This is a genomic window from Bradyrhizobium sp. ORS 375, from assembly GCF_000239775.1.
GTDB lineage: Bacteria > Pseudomonadota > Alphaproteobacteria > Rhizobiales > Xanthobacteraceae > Bradyrhizobium.
Genome location: NZ_CAFI01000063.1, coordinates 17,312 through 37,462, shown reverse-complemented (window position 1 = coordinate 37,462; position 20,151 = coordinate 17,312). Strand labels below are relative to the sequence as shown.

The 20,151-nt window shown below is 66.2% G+C and carries 16 protein-coding genes; 5 read left to right on the top strand and 11 right to left on the bottom strand.

The genetic code is table 11. The features are described 5' to 3' along the window. Both BRAO375_RS05670 and BRAO375_RS05665 read left to right on the top strand, forming a co-directional pair. A partial coding sequence (locus tag BRAO375_RS05670; RefSeq protein ID WP_035639103.1) for an acetyl-CoA C-acyltransferase occupies positions 1 to 949 on the top strand: 949 nt, incomplete at its 5' end. Between the two features lie 87 nt (positions 950 to 1,036). Beyond that, on the top strand, positions 1,037 to 2,320 hold the full coding sequence (locus BRAO375_RS05665) for an MFS transporter (protein ID WP_009026496.1): 1,284 nt from the start codon (positions 1,037 to 1,039) through the stop codon (positions 2,318 to 2,320). A gap of 6 nt (positions 2,321 to 2,326) precedes the next feature. Here the strand turns inward: BRAO375_RS05665 and BRAO375_RS05660 are convergent, their stop codons facing one another. Beyond that, the gene (locus tag BRAO375_RS05660) at positions 2,327 to 3,886 is read right to left on the bottom strand and encodes an acyl-CoA carboxylase subunit beta (protein WP_009026495.1); all 1,560 of its coding nucleotides are present in this window, start codon (positions 3,884 to 3,886) and stop codon (positions 2,327 to 2,329) included. Beyond that, positions 3,816 to 4,802 carry an IclR family transcriptional regulator gene (locus BRAO375_RS05655; RefSeq protein WP_009026494.1) on the bottom strand — a complete coding sequence of 329 codons (987 nt, stop codon included), beginning with the start codon at positions 4,800 to 4,802 and terminating at the stop codon, positions 3,816 to 3,818. Before BRAO375_RS05655 ends, BRAO375_RS05660 begins: the two co-directional genes overlap by 71 nt. Positions 4,803 to 5,187: 385 nt before the next feature. Here BRAO375_RS05655 and glsA point away from each other — a divergent pair, with 385 nt between their 5' ends. Further along, positions 5,188 to 7,050, top strand: a complete 1,863-nt coding sequence (gene glsA / locus BRAO375_RS05650; RefSeq protein ID WP_009026493.1) for a glutaminase A — start codon at positions 5,188 to 5,190, stop codon at positions 7,048 to 7,050. A 660-nt stretch (positions 7,051 to 7,710) separates the two neighbouring features. Here the strand turns inward: glsA and BRAO375_RS05645 are convergent. The 4 genes from BRAO375_RS05645 to BRAO375_RS05630 all read right to left on the bottom strand — a co-directional run bounded on the left by BRAO375_RS05645 (position 7,711) and on the right by BRAO375_RS05630 (position 11,916). After that, positions 7,711 to 8,067: a Zn-ribbon domain-containing OB-fold protein gene (locus tag BRAO375_RS05645; protein ID WP_009026491.1), complete on the bottom strand. Its 357-nt coding sequence runs from the start codon at positions 8,065 to 8,067 to the stop codon at positions 7,711 to 7,713. Further along, entirely contained in the window at positions 8,064 to 9,200 is a 1,137-nt protein-coding gene (locus BRAO375_RS05640; RefSeq protein WP_009026490.1) for a thiolase family protein, read from the bottom strand. The genes BRAO375_RS05645 and BRAO375_RS05640 overlap by 4 nt, the downstream gene beginning before the upstream one ends. A 339-nt stretch (positions 9,201 to 9,539) precedes the next feature. Continuing rightward, positions 9,540 to 10,706, bottom strand: a complete 1,167-nt coding sequence (locus tag BRAO375_RS05635) for an acyl-CoA dehydrogenase family protein (protein ID WP_009026489.1) — start codon at positions 10,704 to 10,706, stop codon at positions 9,540 to 9,542. 4 nt (positions 10,707 to 10,710) lie between these two features. Then, positions 10,711 to 11,916, bottom strand: a complete 1,206-nt coding sequence (locus BRAO375_RS05630; protein ID WP_009026488.1) for a CaiB/BaiF CoA transferase family protein — start codon at positions 11,914 to 11,916, stop codon at positions 10,711 to 10,713. A 487-nt stretch (positions 11,917 to 12,403) separates the two neighbouring features. On the opposite strand from BRAO375_RS05630, the gene BRAO375_RS05625 reads away from it, so the two are divergent. Next, on the top strand, positions 12,404 to 12,829 hold the full coding sequence (locus BRAO375_RS05625; RefSeq protein ID WP_009026487.1) for a GFA family protein: 426 nt from the start codon (positions 12,404 to 12,406) through the stop codon (positions 12,827 to 12,829). Positions 12,830 to 12,997: 168 nt separating this feature from the next. Here the strand turns inward: BRAO375_RS05625 and ybaL are convergent, their stop codons facing one another. Further along, a complete protein-coding gene (ybaL, locus tag BRAO375_RS05620; RefSeq protein ID WP_009026485.1) occupies positions 12,998 to 14,746 on the bottom strand; it encodes a YbaL family putative K(+) efflux transporter in 1,749 nt (582 codons plus the stop codon). Between the two features lie 164 nt (positions 14,747 to 14,910). Here ybaL and BRAO375_RS05615 point away from each other — a divergent pair, with 164 nt between their 5' ends. Further along, positions 14,911 to 15,474 carry a DinB family protein gene (locus BRAO375_RS05615; protein ID WP_009026483.1) on the top strand — a complete coding sequence of 188 codons (564 nt, stop codon included), beginning with the start codon at positions 14,911 to 14,913 and terminating at the stop codon, positions 15,472 to 15,474. A gap of 211 nt (positions 15,475 to 15,685) precedes the next feature. Here BRAO375_RS05615 and BRAO375_RS05610 read toward each other — a convergent pair whose 3' ends face one another. The 4 genes from BRAO375_RS05610 to BRAO375_RS05595 form a co-directional block, all read right to left on the bottom strand. Then, positions 15,686 to 16,855, bottom strand: a complete 1,170-nt coding sequence (locus BRAO375_RS05610; protein ID WP_009026482.1) for an acetyl-CoA acetyltransferase — start codon at positions 16,853 to 16,855, stop codon at positions 15,686 to 15,688. A 74-nt stretch (positions 16,856 to 16,929) separates the two neighbouring features. Beyond that, positions 16,930 to 17,913: a D-erythronate dehydrogenase gene (gene denD, locus BRAO375_RS05605; protein WP_009026481.1), complete on the bottom strand. Its 984-nt coding sequence runs from the start codon at positions 17,911 to 17,913 to the stop codon at positions 16,930 to 16,932. Positions 17,914 to 18,183: 270 nt separating this feature from the next. Further along, positions 18,184 to 19,119: a carbohydrate ABC transporter permease gene (locus tag BRAO375_RS05600; RefSeq protein ID WP_009026480.1), complete on the bottom strand. Its 936-nt coding sequence runs from the start codon at positions 19,117 to 19,119 to the stop codon at positions 18,184 to 18,186. Next, positions 19,116 to 20,069, bottom strand: coding sequence for a carbohydrate ABC transporter permease (locus BRAO375_RS05595; protein WP_035639099.1), 954 nt, complete (start codon positions 20,067 to 20,069; stop codon positions 19,116 to 19,118). The genes BRAO375_RS05600 and BRAO375_RS05595 overlap by 4 nt, the downstream gene beginning before the upstream one ends. Positions 20,070 to 20,151 lie beyond the last annotated feature (82 nt).

The following is a 20,151-nucleotide window of genomic DNA, read 5'->3' as shown; positions in this document are numbered from 1 at the left end:
CGCGACCGGCGCCACCACCATTAACAAGGTCTGCGGCTCCGGCATGAAGGCCACGATGCTGGCGCACGACATCATCCGGGCCGGCTCTGCCGATATCGTCGTGTCCGGCGGCATGGAGAGCATGAGCAATGCGCCCTATCTGCTCGCCAAGGCGCGCGGCGGTTACCGCGCCGGTCACGATCGCATCCTCGATCACATGATGCTGGACGGTCTCGAGGACGCCTACGAGACTGGTCGCTCGATGGGCGATTTCGGCGAGGCCACGGCGGAGGCCTATCAGTTCACCCGCGCCGATCAGGACGTTTACGCGGTCGAGACGCTGACGCGGGCGCGCAAGGCCGTCGAGGGCGGCGCATTCGCCGCCGAAATCGCGCCGATCACGCTGACGGAGAAGTCCGGTCCCCGAGTGGTAACCAACGATGAGCATCCGCTCAAGGTGGATCCGGCGAAGATCCCGGCGCTCAAGCCGGCCTTCCGCAAGGACGGCACCATCACGCCGGCGGCATCCTCGGCCAATGCCGACGGCGCCGCGGCGCTCGTGCTGGCCCGTGGATCACGTGCCGAGCGCGACGGCCTTCCCGTGCTCGCCGAGATCAAGGGGCACGCCACGCACAGCCAGGAGCCGCAATGGTTCACCACGGCGCCGATTCCGGCGATACGCAAGCTGCTCGACAAGGTCGGCTGGCGGGTCGAGGACGTCGACCTGTTCGAGATCAACGAGGCCTTCGCCGTCGTCGCCATGGCCGCGCAGCGCGACCTCGGCATTCCCCGGGACAGGCTCAACGTCAATGGCGGCGCCTGCGCGCTCGGCCATCCCATCGGCGCCACCGGCGCGCGGCTGATCGTGACCCTGCTGCACGCGATGCAGGCCCGCGGCCTCAAGCGCGGGATCGCCGCGCTATGCATCGGCGGCGGCGAGGCCACGGCGATCGCGCTGGAGCGGCCCTGACGTCCTGAAACGAGGGAACTTCGCCGTTTATGTCACCCGCTCCGTCTGCCAGTATGGCGACGGTCCCCCATCCGTAGCGAGCAACGCATGATCTCGAACCAACTCGCCGCAGCCCTCGGCCGGCGCAACATCCACTACGGCTGGGTCATGGTCGCCGTGACGTTCTTCACGGCGCTGGTCTCCGCGGGCACCGTGGGCGCGCCCGGCGTGTTCATCGTGCCGCTGCAGCAGGAATTCGGCTGGAGCACGGCGGAGATCTCCTCCGCGCTGTCCATCCGCTTCGTGCTGTTCGGGTTGATGGCGCCATTTGCCGCGGCGCTGCTCAACCGCTACGGCCTGCGCAACATCACGCTGCTGGCGCAGCTGATCGTGGTGTCGGCGCTGCTGGCCTCGCTGGCGATGAGCCAGGTCTGGCATCTCGTGCTGCTGTGGGGCGTCGTGATCGGCATCGGCACCGGCATGACCGCGCTCGTGCTCGGCGCCACGATCGCGACGCGCTGGTTCGTTGCCCGCCGCGGACTGGTGGTTGGTATTCTCACGGCCAGCGTCGCCACCGGACAGCTCGTGTTCCTGCCGCTCCTCGCCAGCCTCACCGAACGGCTCGGCTGGCGCACGGCGCTCGCGCTCGTCTGCATCGCGCTCGGTGTCTCGGCGACGGCCGTGCTGCTCTTGATGCGCGACCGGCCGAGCGATCTCGGCCTGCGCCCGTTCGGCGACAAGGGCACCGACCCGATCACGGCGCCCGCCCCCGTCACCACGCCGATCGTCACCGCGGCGCTCGGCACCCTCCGCGATGCAGCGCGGGTGCCGGTGTTCTGGATGCTGTTCGCGACCTTCTTCATCTGCGGGGCTTCGACCAACGGGCTGGTCCAGGTGCATCTGATCCCGATGTGCCTCGACTTCGGCATCCCGCAGGTGCAGGCTGCCAGCCTGCTCGCCGCAATGGGCATGTTCGACTTCGTCGGCACCATCGTGTCGGGCTGGCTGTCGGATCGCTATGACAATCGCTGGCTGCTGTTCTGGTACTATGGCCTGCGTGGTCTCTCGCTGCTGTTTCTCCCCTTCACCGACTTCTCGTTCTATGGCCTGTCGCTGTTCGCGATGTTCTACGGCCTCGACTGGATCGCGACCGTGCCGCCGACGGTGCGGTTGACCGCGCAGCGGTTCGGGCCGGAGCGCGCCAACCTGGTGTTCGGCTGGGTGTTCGCCGGACATCAGCTCGGCGCCGGCACCGCCGCATTCGGCGCGGGCCTGTCGCGCACCTTGCTGCAGAGTTATCTGCCGGCCTTTTTCATGGCCGGCGCGCTTTGCATCATCGCTGCGCTGCTGGCGCTCGCGATCGCGCGGCAGGCCAAGCCCGCCGCGGCGTAACGGTCGTCACGGCCGCGTCGTCATCGCCGCGGGCGGGCCGGGCGTGCGCAACGGCTCGGCGAGACGCGCGAACTCGCAGAGCAGCGAACGCGTCTTGCGCGGGTCGATGATCTCCTCGACCCAGAACTTCTCGGCCGAGCGGAATGGCGAGCGCAGCTTGTTGAGCCGCTCCTCGATCTCCTTCAGCTTGGCCTTCGGATCCGGCGCGGCATCGATCTCGGCGCGATACGCCGCCTCGATGCCGCCTTCGAGCGGCAGCGAGCCCCAATGGGCTGACGGCCAGGCGTAGCGCATCGAGAAACGGTCCGCCGGCTGGTGCACGACGCCGGCAACGCCGAAATTGTTGCGCACGATCACCGTGCACCACGGCACCGTCGACTGGTTGACCGCCGCCATCGCCCGCACGCCATGACGGATCGTCGCCGCCTTCTCGGCCTCCAGGCCGACCATGAATCCGGGGCAGTCCATCAGATAGACGATCGGCAGATGGAAGGTCTCGGCGAAGTCGACCCAGCGGATCACCTTCTGGCACGCATCCGCCGTCCACGACCCGCCAAAGTGATAGGGATCGCTCGCCAGCACCATTACGGCACGGCCTTCGAGACGCGCGAGGCCGACGATCAGCGGGCGGCCGTAGTTCTGCGCGACCTCGAAGAACGAGCCGCTGTCGACGACGGACTCGATGATCGGCCGCATCTTGTAGACGCGACGGCGATCGCGCGGCACGGCGCTGATCAGCTGCTCGTCCGTGCGCTGCGGATCATCAGTGCAGGGCAAGGTCGGCGGCAGCTCGTAGACTGACGACGGCAGGTAGGAGAGGAATCGGCGCGCGCAGGCGAAAGCCTCCGCCTCGGTGTCGACGGCATGGTCGACGCCGCCGGCCTTGGTCTGGATATCGGCGCCGCCGAGCTCCATCTTGCCGAGGTCCTGCCCCAGCCGCTTCACGACCGGCGGTCCGGCGACGAACATCGCCGACTGCCTCGTCATCACCGAGTAGTGGCTGGCCGCCAGCCGCGCCGCGCCGAGTCCCGCCACCGAGCCAAGGCCGAGCGCGACGACGGGCACCAGCGACATGTTCTCGGTCGTGTAGCGGTACCAGCGATTGCCGCCGATCCCGCCGGGCAGATTGGCCGCGCCCTTGGTCTCGATGGTCTTGACCGAGCCGCCGCCGCCGGAGCCCTCGATGATGCGGATGATGGGCAGACGGAAGTCGTGCGCCATCTCCTCCGCCATCAGCGGCTTGGCCGCGATCGACGCATCAGCCGAGCCGCCGCGCACGGTGAAATCGTCGCCGACGACGACCACGGTGCGGCCGTCGACGCGCGCGCGTCCGAACACGCAGTTCGCGGGCGTCACATGCTTGAGCTCGCCCTGCTCGTCATATTCGCCGAGACCGGCGACGGCGCCGATCTCGTGAAAGCTGCCGGGATCGACGACGCCGTCGATGCGCTCGCGAACGGTGAGGCGGCCCTGGTCGTGCTGGCGCTTGACCTTGTCAGGCCCGCCCATCTCCCGCGCGAAGGCTTCGCGCCGGGCCAATTCCTCGAGCTCCGGCTGCCAACTCATTCGTTCCCCCTGCCCCGGTGATGGTCTTGTTCTTATGATTGGTCTTCGCGGTCACAGGGAGCGGCTTCCTCTCCATCCGGCTGTTGAAGACATCGGCTTCCGCGCCCTGCAGCAGGGCTGCGATATTGCGGCCGAGCTCGCGCATCGGCTGCGCCACCTCGTCGTGCAGACGCTGCTCGTCATACATCGCGGACAGCAGCCCGATCGTGAGCACCACATTTGTCTGGTACTGCGGCGACCACACCGGCAGCGCGAGGCCGTTGATATGAGGGCTCCACAGGCCGCAGGCCACGACGTAGCCATGCTCCTTCAGGAACTGCCTGTTGTGCTCGAGCCGCGGCCGCAAGAGATTCGCCGCATCCGGCATCTCGCGCTCCATCTCGGCGAGCAGCGCATCGCCGACCTCCGGCTCGAGCGCAGCGACATACGCATGCCCCGCGGCCGTCGAGGCCATCGAGATGCGGCTGCCGGTGGTCTCGTGAAGGCCGAGCGCGTTCGCGGCGCGGCCGAACTCCAGATAAACCAGATGAAACTGGTCGGGGATGACGAAGCCGACCGTGCCCGGCAATTGCTCAGCGACATCCTGCAGGCGCTGCCGGATCAGGTTTCGCAGCTGAAGCCCGCGGGTCATCGAGGTGCTCATCGCCACCGCGCTCGGGCCGATGCGATACTTCTGGTCCCGCGGCAGATAGACCAGCTGGCCCATGCGGGTCAGCGTGTGCGTCAGCCGCGACACCGTCGACCGCGGCAGGCCGCAGCGGTTGGAAATCTCGAGATTGCCGAGCCGCGAATCGTGCCCCTCGAAACAGCGAAGCACGTCGAACGCTCGCGACACCACCTGAATGACCTCGCCTTCGCCCGCGAGATCCCCAGGCAGCATGCCCACCCTGCTCAATCGCTCAGACCGTCGTCCCATGCGCGTTCCACTCAATTCCGTTATGCGGAATTAAATTCCGCTTACAGGACAAGCTAGCCCAGGCTTTTTGCCCCCACAACACAAGAGCGTTTCTAAAACCCATCGTTCTTCAGCGTGTTGGCACAAGACGCGACCTCTCAGCGCAATTCCGGATGGCATGCCAGACGCCGCGCGCGGGGACGGTGTTGCAGCACCGCATAACCGCCGCCAAGTTAGCGGACATCGCGCAGGCGTCTGCGAGTCGGACCCGGCCCGCACATCCATGCGGCCGCTCAATCGCTGGGCAGCGGCAACATTTCACCAGCGCTGCCCCAAGTGTGGGCTGGCTGCTCCGGCGCGGCTGCGACATAACCGGCGCGCCACCCGTGTCCCCGCCGAGCCCATCATGACCGCCGACACCTCGCGCCCCCCTCGCAATCCGCAGCATTGGGCCTCCGCCGCGATGCCGCCATTGCAGCGCTTCCTCTCGGCGTGTCACGCCGACTTCTGGCCGGATCACGACGGCGCGGTCGCGAACTACATCCCCGAGCTCGGCAAGGCGGATCCGGCGCATTTCGGCATCAGCCTCGCCACGCTCGACGGCCACGTCTACGAGGTCGGCGACAGCCGCGTGCCGTTCACGATTCAGTCGATGTCGAAGCCGTTCGTGTTCGCGCTCGCGCTCGACATCCTCGGCTCCGACGAGGTCGAGCGCGTGATCGGTGTCGAACCCTCGGGCGATCCCTTCAACTCGATCCGTCTCAACGCCGAGAACCATCCGTTCAACGCCATGGTCAACGCCGGCGCCATCGCCTGCAGCGGCCTGGTGCGCAAGGCCAGGCACGCCGACGCGTTCGAGACCATCCGCGACGCGCTCGGCCGTTTCGCCGGCCGCAAGCTCGATGTCGACGACGCCGTGTTCACCTCCGAAGCGGCGACCGGCGATCGCAACCGCGCCATCGCCTATCTGCTGCGGACCTCCAACGTCATCAGCGAGCCCGTCGACGACGTGCTCGCCGTATACTTCCGGCAATGCGCCGTGCTCGTCACCGCGCGCGACTGCGCGATCATGGCGGCGACGCTGGCCAATCGCGGCGTCAATCCCGTCACCGGCGAGCAGGTCGTGACGCCCTATGCGGTGTCGCGCACGCTGTCGGTGATGACCTCGTCCGGCATGTATGACTTCGCCGGCGAATGGATCTACCGCGTCGGCATTCCCGCCAAGAGCGGCGTCGGCGGCGGCATTCTGGCGAGCCTGCCGGCGCGGCTCGGTCTCGGCAGCTACTCGCCGCGGCTCGACGGCCACGGCAACAGCGTGCGCGGCATCAAGGTGTGCGAGGCGCTGTCGGCGCATTACGGCCTGCACATGCTGAACCGCTCCGACGACGCCCGCACCACGATCATCGCCGACTACGACATCGGCGCCAATCCGTCGCGGCGCAGCCGCCGCGCCCAGGAGCGCGAGATCCTGGCGGCGCACCCGGACGCGGTGCGCGTGCTCGAGCTGGTCGGCACGCTGTCGCTGTCGAACGTCGACTATGTCTCGCGGCAACTCGCAGCGAGCGAACGCCCGCAATTCGTGATCTTCGATCTGCACCGCGTCACGGCGATGACGCCGGCAGGCCTGCGCCTGCTGGCCGAGCTGTTTCACGAGCTGGCGGATTTCCACGTCACCGTCGTGCTCTCGGGCATCCGCCGGACCGCGCCGGAATGGCAGGAGATCACCGCGCGCACCGGCGACATCAGGAACGTACGCGACTTCTATCTGTTGGACACCGCAATCGAATGGGCCGAGGACCAGATCGTCTACCGCTATGGCGGCGCGATCGACTTCCTCGAGACGACCGAGCTCGCCGAGCAGCCGCTGCTCGCCGGACTCTCCGCCGACGAGCGCCACGAGATGGCGGCGCTGGCGACGATCAGGCACTATCAGCAGGGCGAGCGCATTCTCAGCTCTGGCGACGCGGCGCAGTCGTTGTTTTTCCTGCGCTCCGGCGTCGTCCACGTCACCTTGCCGGACGGCATCAGGCTGGCAACGCTCACGGCCGGCCAATGTTTCGGCGAGATGGCGCTGCTGGATCCGGTGCGTTCCGCCGACGTCACGGCCGATTTCTCGGCGACCGCATTCGAGATCGCACTCGACGGTTTCGAGCGCTTCCGTACGCGGCATCCGCGCGCCGGCGAGCGCATCATGCGCAATCTCGCCCAGTTGCTCGCCGAGCGTCTGACGATCGCGAATGCGCGGCTCAACCTGCTCGCTGCCGGCTGAAATCGTCATCGCAGCGCCACATCTCGTCGAGGCATTCGAAAACTTAAGGTTGCAATTCACAGCAGCTCATAGCCTTCGATCGATATTTCTCATCACTCGTATTTGTACGGGCTCGCCCAAACGTTACCGGGACTCGGTCGCAGGACAACCATAAGCGAGCCCAATTCGCGCCGCATTACCCGACGATGGTCTGACCCGTCGATGAACGCCGAGTGGGGACTCGCGAAGCGGACATCGCAATGGGGTGTTCCGAGTAAAATTCCAGCCGTCCGTTGCGTGCGTATTTGCGCGACGGAGAGTCGTGTCCAGTGTCCAGGGAGGAAACGGCATGAAGGAAGCCACTAAGAGGGCAACATCGGAGGCACTCGCGCACATGCTGGCCGTGACGTCCATGATCGTCATCGCCAGCGTCCTGTTCTACGGGCGATGAAGGGCTGTCTGGAGGTTCTGCGTCGCAGTTGCTTCATCGCCCGTAGGTAGGATTGTGAGCTTGATTGCTCACGCGAACGACCGAGTTGAGTTGCGTTTGAGTTAGTAAGCGTAGCGTAGAGTATTGCGTCAATCGCGCGGCGATCCGGGTCGGGACGAATGTGTTGTGCGTATCGTCCCGCCTCGGCCGCCGGCGCTCCGCGTTGTCCGGTCTGACGCAGCCGCCTTCCATCATCTGGTCCGCTCGAAGTAAGGCACGGTTGCTCCCGCAAAGGGGACGAATCGCGCGCTGACGACGTCGCCGATCGCCAGATCTTGGTCGCCATGCGCCATCATCCGAAAGCCCTCGCGCATATCCACCAGCACGATGTTGTAGGGCACATGCGCGCGCGTCTCCGGCGTCGCCGCACGGCAGACCAGTGACGTCGCGTAGATGGTGCCCTCACCGCTCGCCGCGTGATCCGTCAGCGCCAGCGAACCGCAGGCCGCGCAAAAATCGCGGCGAAAATACTGAACATGGGCACAGCACGCGCAGCGCTGATAGCTGATCGCCGCCGCGCCCTTGGTCCACTCTGCCGATTCGCTCATCGCTCCCGCTCCCAGAACATGCTCACATGCGACGACAGCACGCCGCCATCGCCGTGCAACAAGGTCACCGTGGCATCGCGCACCTGGCGGCTGCCGGCCCGCCCCGTCATCTGCAGATGCGCCTCGTTGAGATGCGCCATCGCGCCGCCGACGCCGCAATGGCCGTAGCTCAGCAGCCCGCCATGGGTATTGAGCGGCACGGCGCCGTCGCGGCTGAAATGGCCGTCCCGCACCCGCGCCGCGGCCTCGCCACGACCGGCGAGTCCGAGATCTTCGAGCAGCATGCACAGCGTGATGGTGAAGCTGTCATAGACCGCGGCGTAGTCGACATCGGCGATCTCGACGCCGGCTGCTGCCTTGGCCTTCTTGATCGCGATTTCGGCGCCGAGCTCACTCAGAGGCGGCGCGGCCGTGACGTGCTGATGCGTGTGCGCCTGGGCGCAGCCGCGCACACGCACGGCGGTCACCCCGGTCGGCTCGCGGCTGACGATAATTGCGGCGCCGCCGTCGGACACCGGGCAGCAGTCGAGCAGCTTCAGTGGCTTCGCCACCGGCTTCGAGGCCATGACGTCGGCGACAGTGATCGATTCATGAAATTGCGCACCGGGATGATCCAGCGCATGCTTGCGCATCAGCACGGCGAATTCGGCGAGATCCTGCTCTGTCACACCATGTTCGTGCATGTAGCGCGAGGCGACGAGGCCGTAATAGGCCGGGATCGTTGGTCCGAGCGGCAGCTCGTAGTCAGGATGGCCGACTTGGGCCAAGGCCTGGATCGAGGCGTCGCGGCTCTGGCCGGTCAGGCGGTTCTCGCCGGCAACGACGAGCATGTTTCTGACGACGCCGGCCTCGACCAGGTGATGCGCCAGCATGACCATCGCGAGCCCGGTCGCGCCGCCGACCTGTACGGCATGGGCATAGGAGGGCGTGATGCCGAAATGCTCGGCGAACACGGTGGCGAGCATGATGTGAGGCGACACGGTCGAATAGCCGCAGAGGATGCCGTCGATGTCGCGCCGCGTCAGCTCGGCATCATCGAGCGCGAGCTGCGCCGCCATGCTCATCAGGTCGAGCGACGAGCGGCCGTCGTGGCGGCCGAACGAGGTCAGGCCGGTGCCGGTGATGTAGGTCATCGCGCCACTCGCTCCGCCGTCATTCCGGGGCATCGCGCAGCGATGAACCCGGAATCTCGATGTGTGGAGCGACGGTGCCAGACAATCTCGAGATTCCGGGGTCGCGACTGCGTCGCGCCCCGGAATGACGGGGTTTGGCAAACGGCACCCGTTGTCGACCGAAGACGATGCCGCGAGCACCGCTGCGCTCCCCTCCCCCTTGCGGGAAGGCGTCGGGGGTGGGGGTGGCCACACAAAGAGTCTTCGTGGGGTACCCCCCTCCCTGCCCCTTCCCCACAAGGGGGGAGGGAATGCTGGCCTTGTGCGTCCATCACGCTATTGGTCACAGTGCGATTCATCTCAATACGACTTCGGCATGCCGAGGACCTTCTCGGCGATGAAAGACAAAATCAGTTGCGGGCTGATCGGGGCAATCCGCGGAATCAGGGATTCGCGCAGGTAACGTTCGACGTGATATTCGCGCGCGTAGCCGAAGCCGCCGTGCGTCATCACCGCCTGCTCGCAGGCGTGGAAGCCGGCTTCGGCCGCGAGATATTTGGCGGCGTTGGCGGCCGGTCCGCACGCCATGCCCTGGTCGTATTGCCAACCGGCCTGCAGCACCATCAGCCAGGCGGCCTCCAGCTCCATCCAGTTCTTCGCCAGGGGATGCTGGATGCCCTGGTTCTGGCCGATCGGACGATTGAACACGTTGCGCGTCCGCGCATAGGCCGATGCACGTGACAGCGCGAGATGTCCGAGCCCGACCGCTTCCGCCGCGATCAGGATGCGCTCGGGGTTCATGCCGTGAAGAATGTAGTCGAAGCCACGTCCCTCTTCGCCGAGACGATCCTCGACAGGAATCTCGAAGTTCTCGAAGAACAGCTCGTTGGAGTCGACCGGCTTTCGGCCCATCTTCTCGATCTCGTGCACCTTGATGCGGCTGCGATCGAAATCCGTGTAGAACAGGCTGAGGCCGTGGGTCGACCGCTTCACCTCCTCCAGCGGCGTGGTGCGCGCCAGCAGCAGGATTTTTTCGGCGACCTGCGCGGTCGAGATCCACACCTTCTGGCCGTTGACGACGTAGCGGTCGCCCTTGCGCACCGCTCGTGTCTTGAGCTGCGTGGTGTTGAGGCCGGTGTTCGGCTCGGTGACCGCGAAGCAGGCCTTCTCGCTGCCATCGACAATGCCGGGCAGCATCCGCGCACACTGCTCCTTGGTGCCGAACACCACGACCGGGTTGAGCCCGAACACGTTCATGTGGATCGCCGAGGCGCCCGACATGCCGGCGCCGGATTCCGCGACCGTGCGCATCATGATCGCGGCATCGAGAATGCCGAGGCCGGAGCCGCCATATTCCTCGGGGATGCAGATGCCGAGCCAGCCGGCATCTGCCAGCGCCTTGTGGAAGTCGGCGGGGAAGCCGCCCTCCTTGTCCTTCTTCAGCCAGTAGGCGTCATCGAAGCGGGCACAGATTTTTGCGACGGCGTCGCGGATCGATTCCTGGTTGGCGGAGAGCGCGAAGTCCATCGGGTCACTCCTTCGCAGGCGACGGCGTGGTCGCGCCGTCGCGTATCATCGCGGCGATCTCGTGTGACGAGAAGCCGAGCTCGCGCAGGATCTCCTCGCCATGCTCATTGGGCCGACCGGCCAGACGCTGCGGCTCGGCCTTGGTCTCGGACCAGGTCGCGGAGACGCGCGTGCTGCGGATCGGGCCTTCGGTCGGATGCTGCACGATGGGAAAGAAATCGGTCGCGGCGAGGTGCGGATCGTGCAGCAGGCTTTCGAGGTCGTGCATCGGCATCACCGGGATATCGGCCTTGTCGAGCAGCGCGGTCCATTCCGCCGTGGTGCGCGTCTCGAAGATGCGCGCGAGCTCGGCGTAGACGACATCAATGTTGGCGGCGCGCCGCGCGAAGGTGTTGAAGCGGTCGTCGGCGCGCAGGTCGGTGCGGCCGGACGCAGTGAAGAACGCGTCCCATTGCTTGTCGTTGTAGACGATGACGCAGAGGTGGCCGTCGGCGGTCTTGTAGGGCCGGCGGTCCTGCGACAGATGCCGCGCATAGCCGCCGCGGTCGAGCGGCGGCTCGTAGGTCAGGCCGCCCATGTGGTCGCCCATGATGAAGGCCGACATGGTCTCGAACATCGGCACGTCCAGCCGCTGGCCGCGGCCGGTGCGGTCGCGATGCACCAGGCTGGCGCAGATCGCACCGACGGCGGTGAGCCCGACAATGCGGTCGACCAGCGCGTTCGGCACGTAACGCGGGGTACCGTCGCCGGCGACCGCCATCAGATGCGACAGCGCCGCCCCGCCCTGGATGAGGTCGTCATAGGCCGGCTTGGCCGCATAGGGGCCATCCTGGCCGAAGCCGAACACGCCGGCATAGACCAGCCGCGGATTGAGTGCGGAGATCAATTCATAGCCGAGGTTCAGCCGCGCCATTGCCTGCGGGCGGATGCTGTAGAGCAGCACGTCGGCGTCCTTGACCATGCGCAGAACCGCCTCGCGGCCGGCCGGCTTCTTCAGGTCGAGGCAGATCACGCGCTTGCTGCGGTTGGTGTTGAGGGTCACCGGCCCCATACCGGGATGACGCGAAGGGCCGATCTTGCGGGTGACGTCGCCTTCCGGCGATTCCACCTTGATGACATCGGCGCCGTAGTCGCCGAGCGTCTGGGCGGCATAGGGCCCCATCAGCACGGTGGTCATGTCGATGACCTTGATGCCCGCAAGCGGTCCCATCGCGGCGTCATCTCCCTCGTTCGTTGTTATGGCGAGAGCTAACGGCACCGGGGGTGCCGGAGCAAGCCGTTCCGCGCGTATGGGGCCATGCAGACGGCCGTGGCACGGAATATCGTGGCACTATGGCCTCGTGGTCCTTACCTTCCGCGTTGAGAACGATGATGTTGCCGAGATCGTTGGCCTCTCGGGAGACACTGTCGATCCTCCCCCTGAGGAGCCCGCCGCAGGCGGGCGTCTCGAAGGGCGAGGTCGCACGTGTGGCCTCATGGTTCTCAAGGCGATGCGAGAGCATCGCCTGAACGCGCCTTCGGCGCTCCTCACCATGAGGGTTGCGACCGGCGGCCGGATTGAGGTCTTCCGCATCTCGCCGCTGCGCTGCACCAGATATTCCATGTAGCAAGGTGGATTCTACGATTCCCTTTCGTGGTCGAGCTGTGTCAGCATGTCCGTCCAACATCCAAGAACACCAGTGAGGGAGAACGCGGTCATGACGCTGTATCAGGGCAAATGCTTCTGCGGCACGGTCGAGCTCGAGGCCGATGGCGAGCCGGAGGCGATGGGCTATTGCCATTGCTCGTCCTGCCGCTCGTGGTCGGCCGGCCCGGTTAACGCCTTCACCCTGTGGAAGCCCGCCAACGTGCGCGTGACGAAGGGCGCGGAGGCGATCGGCACCTATCACAAGACCGACATGAGCCACCGCAAATACTGCACCAAATGCGGCGGGCACCTGATGACCGACCATCCGCCGCTCGGCATGATCGACGTCTATGCCGCGACGATCCCGACGCTGACGTTCACGCCCGGCGTGCATGTCAACTACGCGGAGAGCGTCTTGCCGATCAAGGACGGCCTGCCGAAGCTGAAGGATTTTCCGGCCGAGTTCGGCGGCTCCGGCGAGATGATGCCGGAGTGAGTATGATGTAGCCCCACCCGCCGTCATTCCGGGGCAAGGCCGCAGGCCTTGAACCCGGAATCTCGAGCTTGGCTTGCATCTCACCCGGACAATCTCGAGATTCCGGGTTCAATCGTCAACGCGCGAGCGCATTGACGATTGCCCCGGAATGACGAGCCCACAGCCGGGCTAGGCCTGAACCTGCTCCCCTTCCGCGGCTCGCTGCGGCGCCAGCGCGGGCGCCGGATCAGGCGGGCGCGTGTCCAATTCCTCGATCATGCCGCGGGCGATCTCGCGCTCGCCCATGATCACCCTATCGGCACCGAGCGATTTCAGATGCTCGACCTCGGCATCGGAATGCGCGCGCGCCACGATGTGCAGCGCCGGGTTTGCCGCGCGCGCCTGCTCGACGATCTGCCCGGCCTCGAACGCCTCGGGGATGGCGATGACGAGCGCATGGGCAGCCGTCGGATTGGTCGCGCGCAGCACGTTGCTGCGGGCGGCGTTGCCGGTGATGGTCTCGATGCCGGCGTCGTTGAGCTGCTTGAGAATGTCTTCCGAAGTCTCCACCGCAAGGAAGGCATGGCCGCGCTGCTGCAGCGCCTCGCCCACGAGCCGGCCGACGCGGCCATAGCCGACGACGATGGTGTGCTCAGTCAATGGAGTGACCGGGATCTCGGCAGGCTTCGGCGCCGGCGCGGCGGCGACATCCGCACGGCGGCGCTCCAGCCGCGGCAGCAGCCAGTCGAGCGCGGCGAACATCAGCGGATTGAGCATGATCGAGATGATGGCGCCGGCCAGGATCAGGTCGCGGCCGGCTTTCGGCAGCAGATTGGTGGCGCCGCCGATCTCGGCGAGGATGAAGGAGAACTCGCCGATCTGCGCCAGGCTTGCCGAGATGGTCAGCGCGGTCGAGACCGGATGGCGGAACGCGACGACGATCAGGAACGCGGCGAGCGACTTGCCGAACAGGATGATGAAGAGGGTCGCCAGCAGCGGCCAGGGCTCGCGGATGATGCTGGAGGGATCGAACAGCATGCCGGCGGAGACGAAGAACAGCACCGCGAAGGCATCGCGCAGCGGCAGCGATTCCTGCGCGGCGCGCTGGCTCAGCGGCGACTCGCCGAGCATCATGCCGGCGAAGAACGCGCCGAGCGCCAGCGACACGCCGAACAGCTTTGTCGAGCCGAAGGCGACGCCGAGCGCGATCGCGAGTACCGCGAGGCGAAACAGCTCACGCGAGCCTGTGTGGGCGACATAGTGCAGGACCCAGGGGATCAGGCGGCGTCCGACCAGCAGCATCACCGCCATGAACACGCCGATCTTGGCGAAGGTCAGCAACAGCACGCCGGTGAGACCAAGCCCGAAGCGGGCGGCGAGCGGATCGGCGGCGGCGACATCGCCATTGCCGCTCTGCAGGCTGGCAAAGGCCGGGATCAGCACCAGCGCCAAGACCATCGCGAGGTCCTCGACGATCAGCCAGCCGACCGCGATGCGGCCGCGCTCAGTGTCCATCAGTCGCCGCTCCTGCAGCGCGCGCAGCAGCACCACGGTGCTGGCGACGGACAGCGCAAGGCCGAACACGAGGCCGCCGCCGATCGACCAGCCCATCGCCCAGCTCAGCGCCATGCCCATCAGGGTCGCGACGGTGATCTGCACGACCGCGCCGGGCACGGCGATGGCGCGCACCGACATCAGGTCTTTCAGCGAGAAATGCAGGCCGACGCCGAACATCAGCAGGATGATGCCGAGCTCGGCGAGTTCGGTGGCCAGCGCCTGGTCGGCGACGAAGCCCGGCGTGAACGGGCCGACGGCGACGCCCGCGAGGAGATAGCCGACCAGAGGGGGAAAACGGAACCGCTGCGCGAGGGCTCCGAAGACGAAGGCCAATCCGAGGCCGGCGACGATGGTCGCGATGAGGGGTGTGTCGTGCGGCATCTGAACTTATTGCACGGGCGGCCGGCCGATGCACCGCGACCGATTGTGGCAGAGTTCCGTCACGCGGATGGGGATGATGCGCGGGGGCTTGCGGAATTCGATGGTGAAGCGCGGGATCCGTTCCGTATGATGCGACACGAGCCATCACGGGGTGATCAGACGCAATGCCCGCCGATCTCGTCCAGACTTTTCGTGCTTTCGCTTACAACAACGCCTGGGCCAATCACCGGCTGCTGACAGCTTGCGGCCAGCTCAGCGCCGACGAGTTTGCCGCCGAGCGCACCGGCTTCTTCCCGAGCCTGCAGAAGACGCTCAACCACGTCTACATCATCGACCTGTTCTACATCGACGCGCTGGAAGGCGGCTGGCTCGGCCCGATGGCCTGGCAGAACCAGGTGCCGTTCCCTCGGCTCGCCGATCTCGTCAAGGCGCAGAGCGCGATGGACCGCCGCCTGATCGCCTTCTGCGAGGCGCTGACCCCGGCGCGGCTCGACGAGACCGTGCGCATCAACCGCGAGACGCGGGTGCAGAACGAACGCTGCGACCGCCTGCTGCTGCATCTGTTCCAGCACGACATCCACCACCGCGGCCAGGCGCATGCCATGCTGTCGGCGACGGCCGTGAAGCCGCCGCAGCTGGACGAGTTCTTTCCGGCCGACGATGCGGGCCTTCGGGCGAAGGATTTCGCCGAGCTGGGGTTAAGCGAGGAGAAGATTTGGAAGCCGTAGTCCGGATGAGCGCAGCGACATCCGGGTTCACACGAGCTGTGGCGATGAACCCGGATGTCGCTGCGCTCATCCGGCCTGCTGCGCGATGGCGCTCTCGGCAAAGCGCCGACCACCGTCATTGCGAGGAGCGAAGCGACGAAGCAATCCAGGGGCGCGCGCTCGGCCCCTGGATTGCGTCGCTCCGCTCGCAATGACGGAGGACGGAGTTGGGCTACTTCGCCGGCTCCAGGATCGACACGTAGTTGGCAACCGCGGCGCCGCCCATGTTGAAGATGCCGCCGAGCTTGGCGTTGGGGAGCTGCATGCCTTCGGGCGCGGAGCCGGTGAGCTGCATGGCGGTCATCACGTGCATGGAGACGCCGGTGGCGCCGATCGGGTGGCCCTTGGCCTTGAGGCCGCCGGAGGGATTGACCGGCAGCTTGCCGTCCTTGAGCGTCCAGCCCTCCTTGATGGCACGGGCGCCCTGCCCACGCGGCGTCAGGCCCATCGCCTCGTATTCGATCAGCTCGGCGACGGTGAAGCAGTCATGGGTCTCGACGAAGGAGAGATCGGACAGGGTCACGCCCGCCTTCTCCAGCGCGCGGTGCCAGGCGACCGTGCAACCCTCGAAGGCGAGGATGTCGCGCTTGCTCATCGGCAGGAAGTCCTGCGCATGCGCTGTCGCGCGGACGTTCACGGCCTTGGCGAACGACCTGGCCGTCTCGCTGTCGGTCAGCACCAGCGCGGCGGCGCCGTCGGAGACCAGCGAGCAATCGGTGCGTTTCAGGGGGCCGGCGACATACGGGTTCTTCTCGCTCTCGGAGCGGCAGAACTCGAAGCCGAAATCCTTGCGCATCTGCGCGAACGGGTTGGCGACGCCGTTCTTGTGGTTCTTGGCCGCGATCAGCGCCAGCGCATCCGACTGGTCGCCGTACTTCTGGAAATAGCCCTGGGCGATCTTGCCGAACACGCCCGCGAAGCCGCCGACCGTGTCGCCGTCCTCAGGCAAATAGGAGGCCTTGAGCAGGTTCTTGCCGATCTCCGGGCCCGGCGTGCGCGTCATCTGCTCGACGCCGACGACGAGCACGATCTTGGCCGCACCGGCGGCGATGGCGCGGATGCCCTGGTGGACGGCGGCCGATCCCGTGGCGCAGGCGTTCTCGACGCGGGTCGCCGGCTTGAAGCGCAGCGCCGGATCGGCCTGCAGGACCAGCGAGGCGGTGAAGTCCTGGGGCGAGAAGCCGGCGTTGAAATGGCCGAGCACGATCTCGTCGACGTCACCGGCCGAGATGCCGGCGTCCGCCAGCGCCTCATTGGCGACCTTGACGACGAGGCTCTCGACGGTCTCGGCGTCGAACTTCCCGAACGGCGTATGCGCCCATCCGACGATGCTGGCGGTCATGCTGTCTCTCCCGAATGTCTCCCTGCCCTCACATGGCGCTTTGCGCCATGTGAGTCCAGAGGCAGCTGGCGGTCTCAGGCGACGAACTTGCCGCCGAGCTCGTCCTCGATGTGGATCCGGATGATGTCGTCAAACGTCTTTTCCTCGGTGGTGAAGCCGAGCTCGCGGGCCCGCTTCGCCTCGAAATTCCGCGGCCAGCCGGCGACGATGCCGACGATGAAGGGATCGGGAACCCGCTTGATGCGATCGGCCACCTTGTCGCCGGCGACCCGGCGGAGCGCGGCGATCTGCTCGCCGACGGTGGCCGTCAGGCCGGGCATGGTCAGGTTGCGGCGCGGGCCGATCTTGGCGGTATCCATGGTCGCGGCATGCAGCAGGAAGCCGACCGCCGAACGCGGCGTCGCGTGCCAATGCTGGACGTCCTCGGACACCGGCAGCACCGCCTCCTTGCCGGCCAGCGGCTCGCGCAGGATGTTCGAGAAGAAGCCGGAGGCGGCCTTGTTGGGCGCGCCGGGGCGGATGCAGATGGTCGGCAGGCGGATGCCGACGCCGTCGAAGAAGCCGCGGCGGCTGTAGTCGGCCAGCAGCAACTCGCCGATCGCCTTCTGCGTGCCGTAGCTCAAGAGCGGCGCGTTGACGAACTCGTCGCCGATCGCGTCGGGGAAAGGTGCGCCGAACACCGCGATCGAGGAGGTGAAGACCAGCCGCGGCTTGTAGCCGTCGCCGATCAGCCTGACCGCGTCGAACAGCATCCGCGTGCCGTCGAGATTGATACGATAGCCCTTGTCGAAATCGAGCTCGGCCTCGCCGGAGACGATGGCGGCGAGATGGAAGATCACGTCGGGGCGATCGGCGACGAGCTTCTCGGCGAAGCCGGGCACGGCGAAATCGCCGGCGATGGTCTCGACGGGAATCGACGTGTCGGGCTTCGTCGGCGCGACGATGTCCTGCAGGGTCATGCGTGTGATGGCGCTGTTGCCGAGACGGCCGTCGCGAACCAGCCGCTCCACCAGCTTGCGCCCGACCATGCCGGCGGCGCCGAGAACGAGAATATGCAAGGGATGCTCCTTGTTTCCTATTGTTTCACCACGCGCGACGGCGACGAATGTGAGCCCACCCGCGGTGTCCATGACTGCGCCCTCTCCCCTTGTGGGAGAGGGCTACACCGTCGTTGCCGCGGACTCGCTTGGGTGAGGGGTTGGTCCCACAAACACCGCGGTCGCGGAGAGAGACCCCTCACCCGGCGCCTTCGGCGCCACCCTCTCCCGCAAGGGGAGAGGGTGCATCACCCGTGCGGCGAGATATGAGTTTAGTCAGCGAAGCGTGCCCTACTCCTTCACCGCGCCGGTCATGGCCGACACATAATGCTCGACGAAGAAGGCGTAAAGGATCACGAGCGGCAGCGAGCCGACCAGGGCGCCGGCCATCAGCGATCCCCATTTGTAGATGTCGCCGTCGACGAACTCGTTGACGATCGCGACCGGAACGGTCTTGTTCGGCGTCGACTGCAGGAAGGTCAGCGCGTAGATGAACTCGTTCCAGCATAACGTGAACGAGAAGATGAAGGCCGAGATCAGCCCGGGCACCGCGAGCGGCACGACGATCTTGACCAGGATCTGCCAGCGGCTGGCGCCGTCGATCAGGGCGCATTCCTCGAGCTCGAAGGGAATCGTCTTGAAGTATCCCATCAAGAGCCAGGTCGAGAACGGGATCAGAAGCGTCGGATAGACCAGGATCAGCGACAGCGGCGAGTCGAACAGGCCGTAGGCCTGGATCACCGAGGCCAGCGGGATGAACAGGATCGACGGCGGCACCAGGTACGCAAAGAAAATCAGCACGCCCACCGTGTCCGCGCCCTTGAAGCGCAGCCGTACGATCGCATAGGCCGCGAGCACGGACGCGAAGATCGACAGCGTGGTGGCGCCGACCGCGACATACATCGTGTTCCACAGCCAGCGCGGATATTGCGTCTCGAACAGCAGCTTCGAGATGTGCTTGAAGGTCGGATGCACCACCCAGAACGGGTTGTACTTCTCCATGTCGATCAGCTGCTCGTCGGGTTTGATCGACGTCAGCCCCATCCAGTAGAACGGGAACAGCAGCACCAGGAGAATGATGCCGAGCGGCAGATACAGCGTGATCAGCCGGCGCGGCAGCGATTCGAGGTAGCTCATGCCCTCGCTGTCGTCGCCGGCGGCGAGCTTCGCTGCGGTCGCCGTGGCGTTCGACTGGGTTTTGGATTGCAGCGCGGCGGTGTCGGTCATTGGTCGGATCCTTGCTGCCATTTGCGCCGTTGCATGCCGAACCAGGAGATCGCGATCGCCGCCATCAGGAACGGGATCATGGCGGTGGCGATCGCGGCGCCCTCGCCGAGACGGCCGGAGATGATGCCGCGCTGATAGCTGAGCGTCGCCATCAGATGCGTGGCGTTGACCGGGCCGCCGCGGGTCAGCGCCCAGATCAGCTGGAAGTCGGTGAAGGTGAACAGCACCGAGAACGTCATGACGACCGCGATGATGGGTGTCAGCAGCGGATAGGTGATGTAGCGGAAGCGCTGCCAGCTGGTGGCGCCGTCGAGCGTCGCAGCCTCATAGAGCGAGGGTGACACAGTCTGCAGACCGGCTAGCAGTGTGATGGCGACGAACGGCACGCCGCGCCAGATGTTGGCGATGATCACAGAGGCGCGCGCCCAGGACGTATCGCCGAGAAAGTTGATGTTCTGGGTGATCAGGCCGAGCTTGATCAGAGACCAGGAGATGATCGAGAACTGTGCGTCATAGATCCACCAGAACGCGATCGCCGACAGCACGGTGGGCACGATGAAGGGGATCAGCACGATGGCGCGGATCATGGCCTTGAACGGCATGTGCCGGTTCAACAGCAGCGCGAGATACAGCCCGATCGCGAATTTGATGGCGGAGGCGACGATCGTGTACAGCAGCGTGTTGAACACCGACAGCCAGAAGATGGCGTCGTCCCACAGCCACTCATAGTTCTCAAGTCCGACGAAGACGCCGCTGCGGCCGATCTTCTCGTCGGTGAAGCTCATCCAGACGCCGAGCCCCAGCGGATAGGCCAGGAACAGGATCAGGAACGCCGCGGCCGGCAGCATGAACCACAGCGCGACGAAGTTGCGGTTGGTCTTCATGCGCGCCCAGGCCGACGGCTCGCCCATGGCGGCCCCCGGAGGCATCGAGGTCTGGATGGTACTCATGTATCGAGCAGCTCCCTTCGCGACGAAAGATGGACAAGGCACACCGTGCCCACCACGTTCGGGACGGATAGTTCAAAGCACC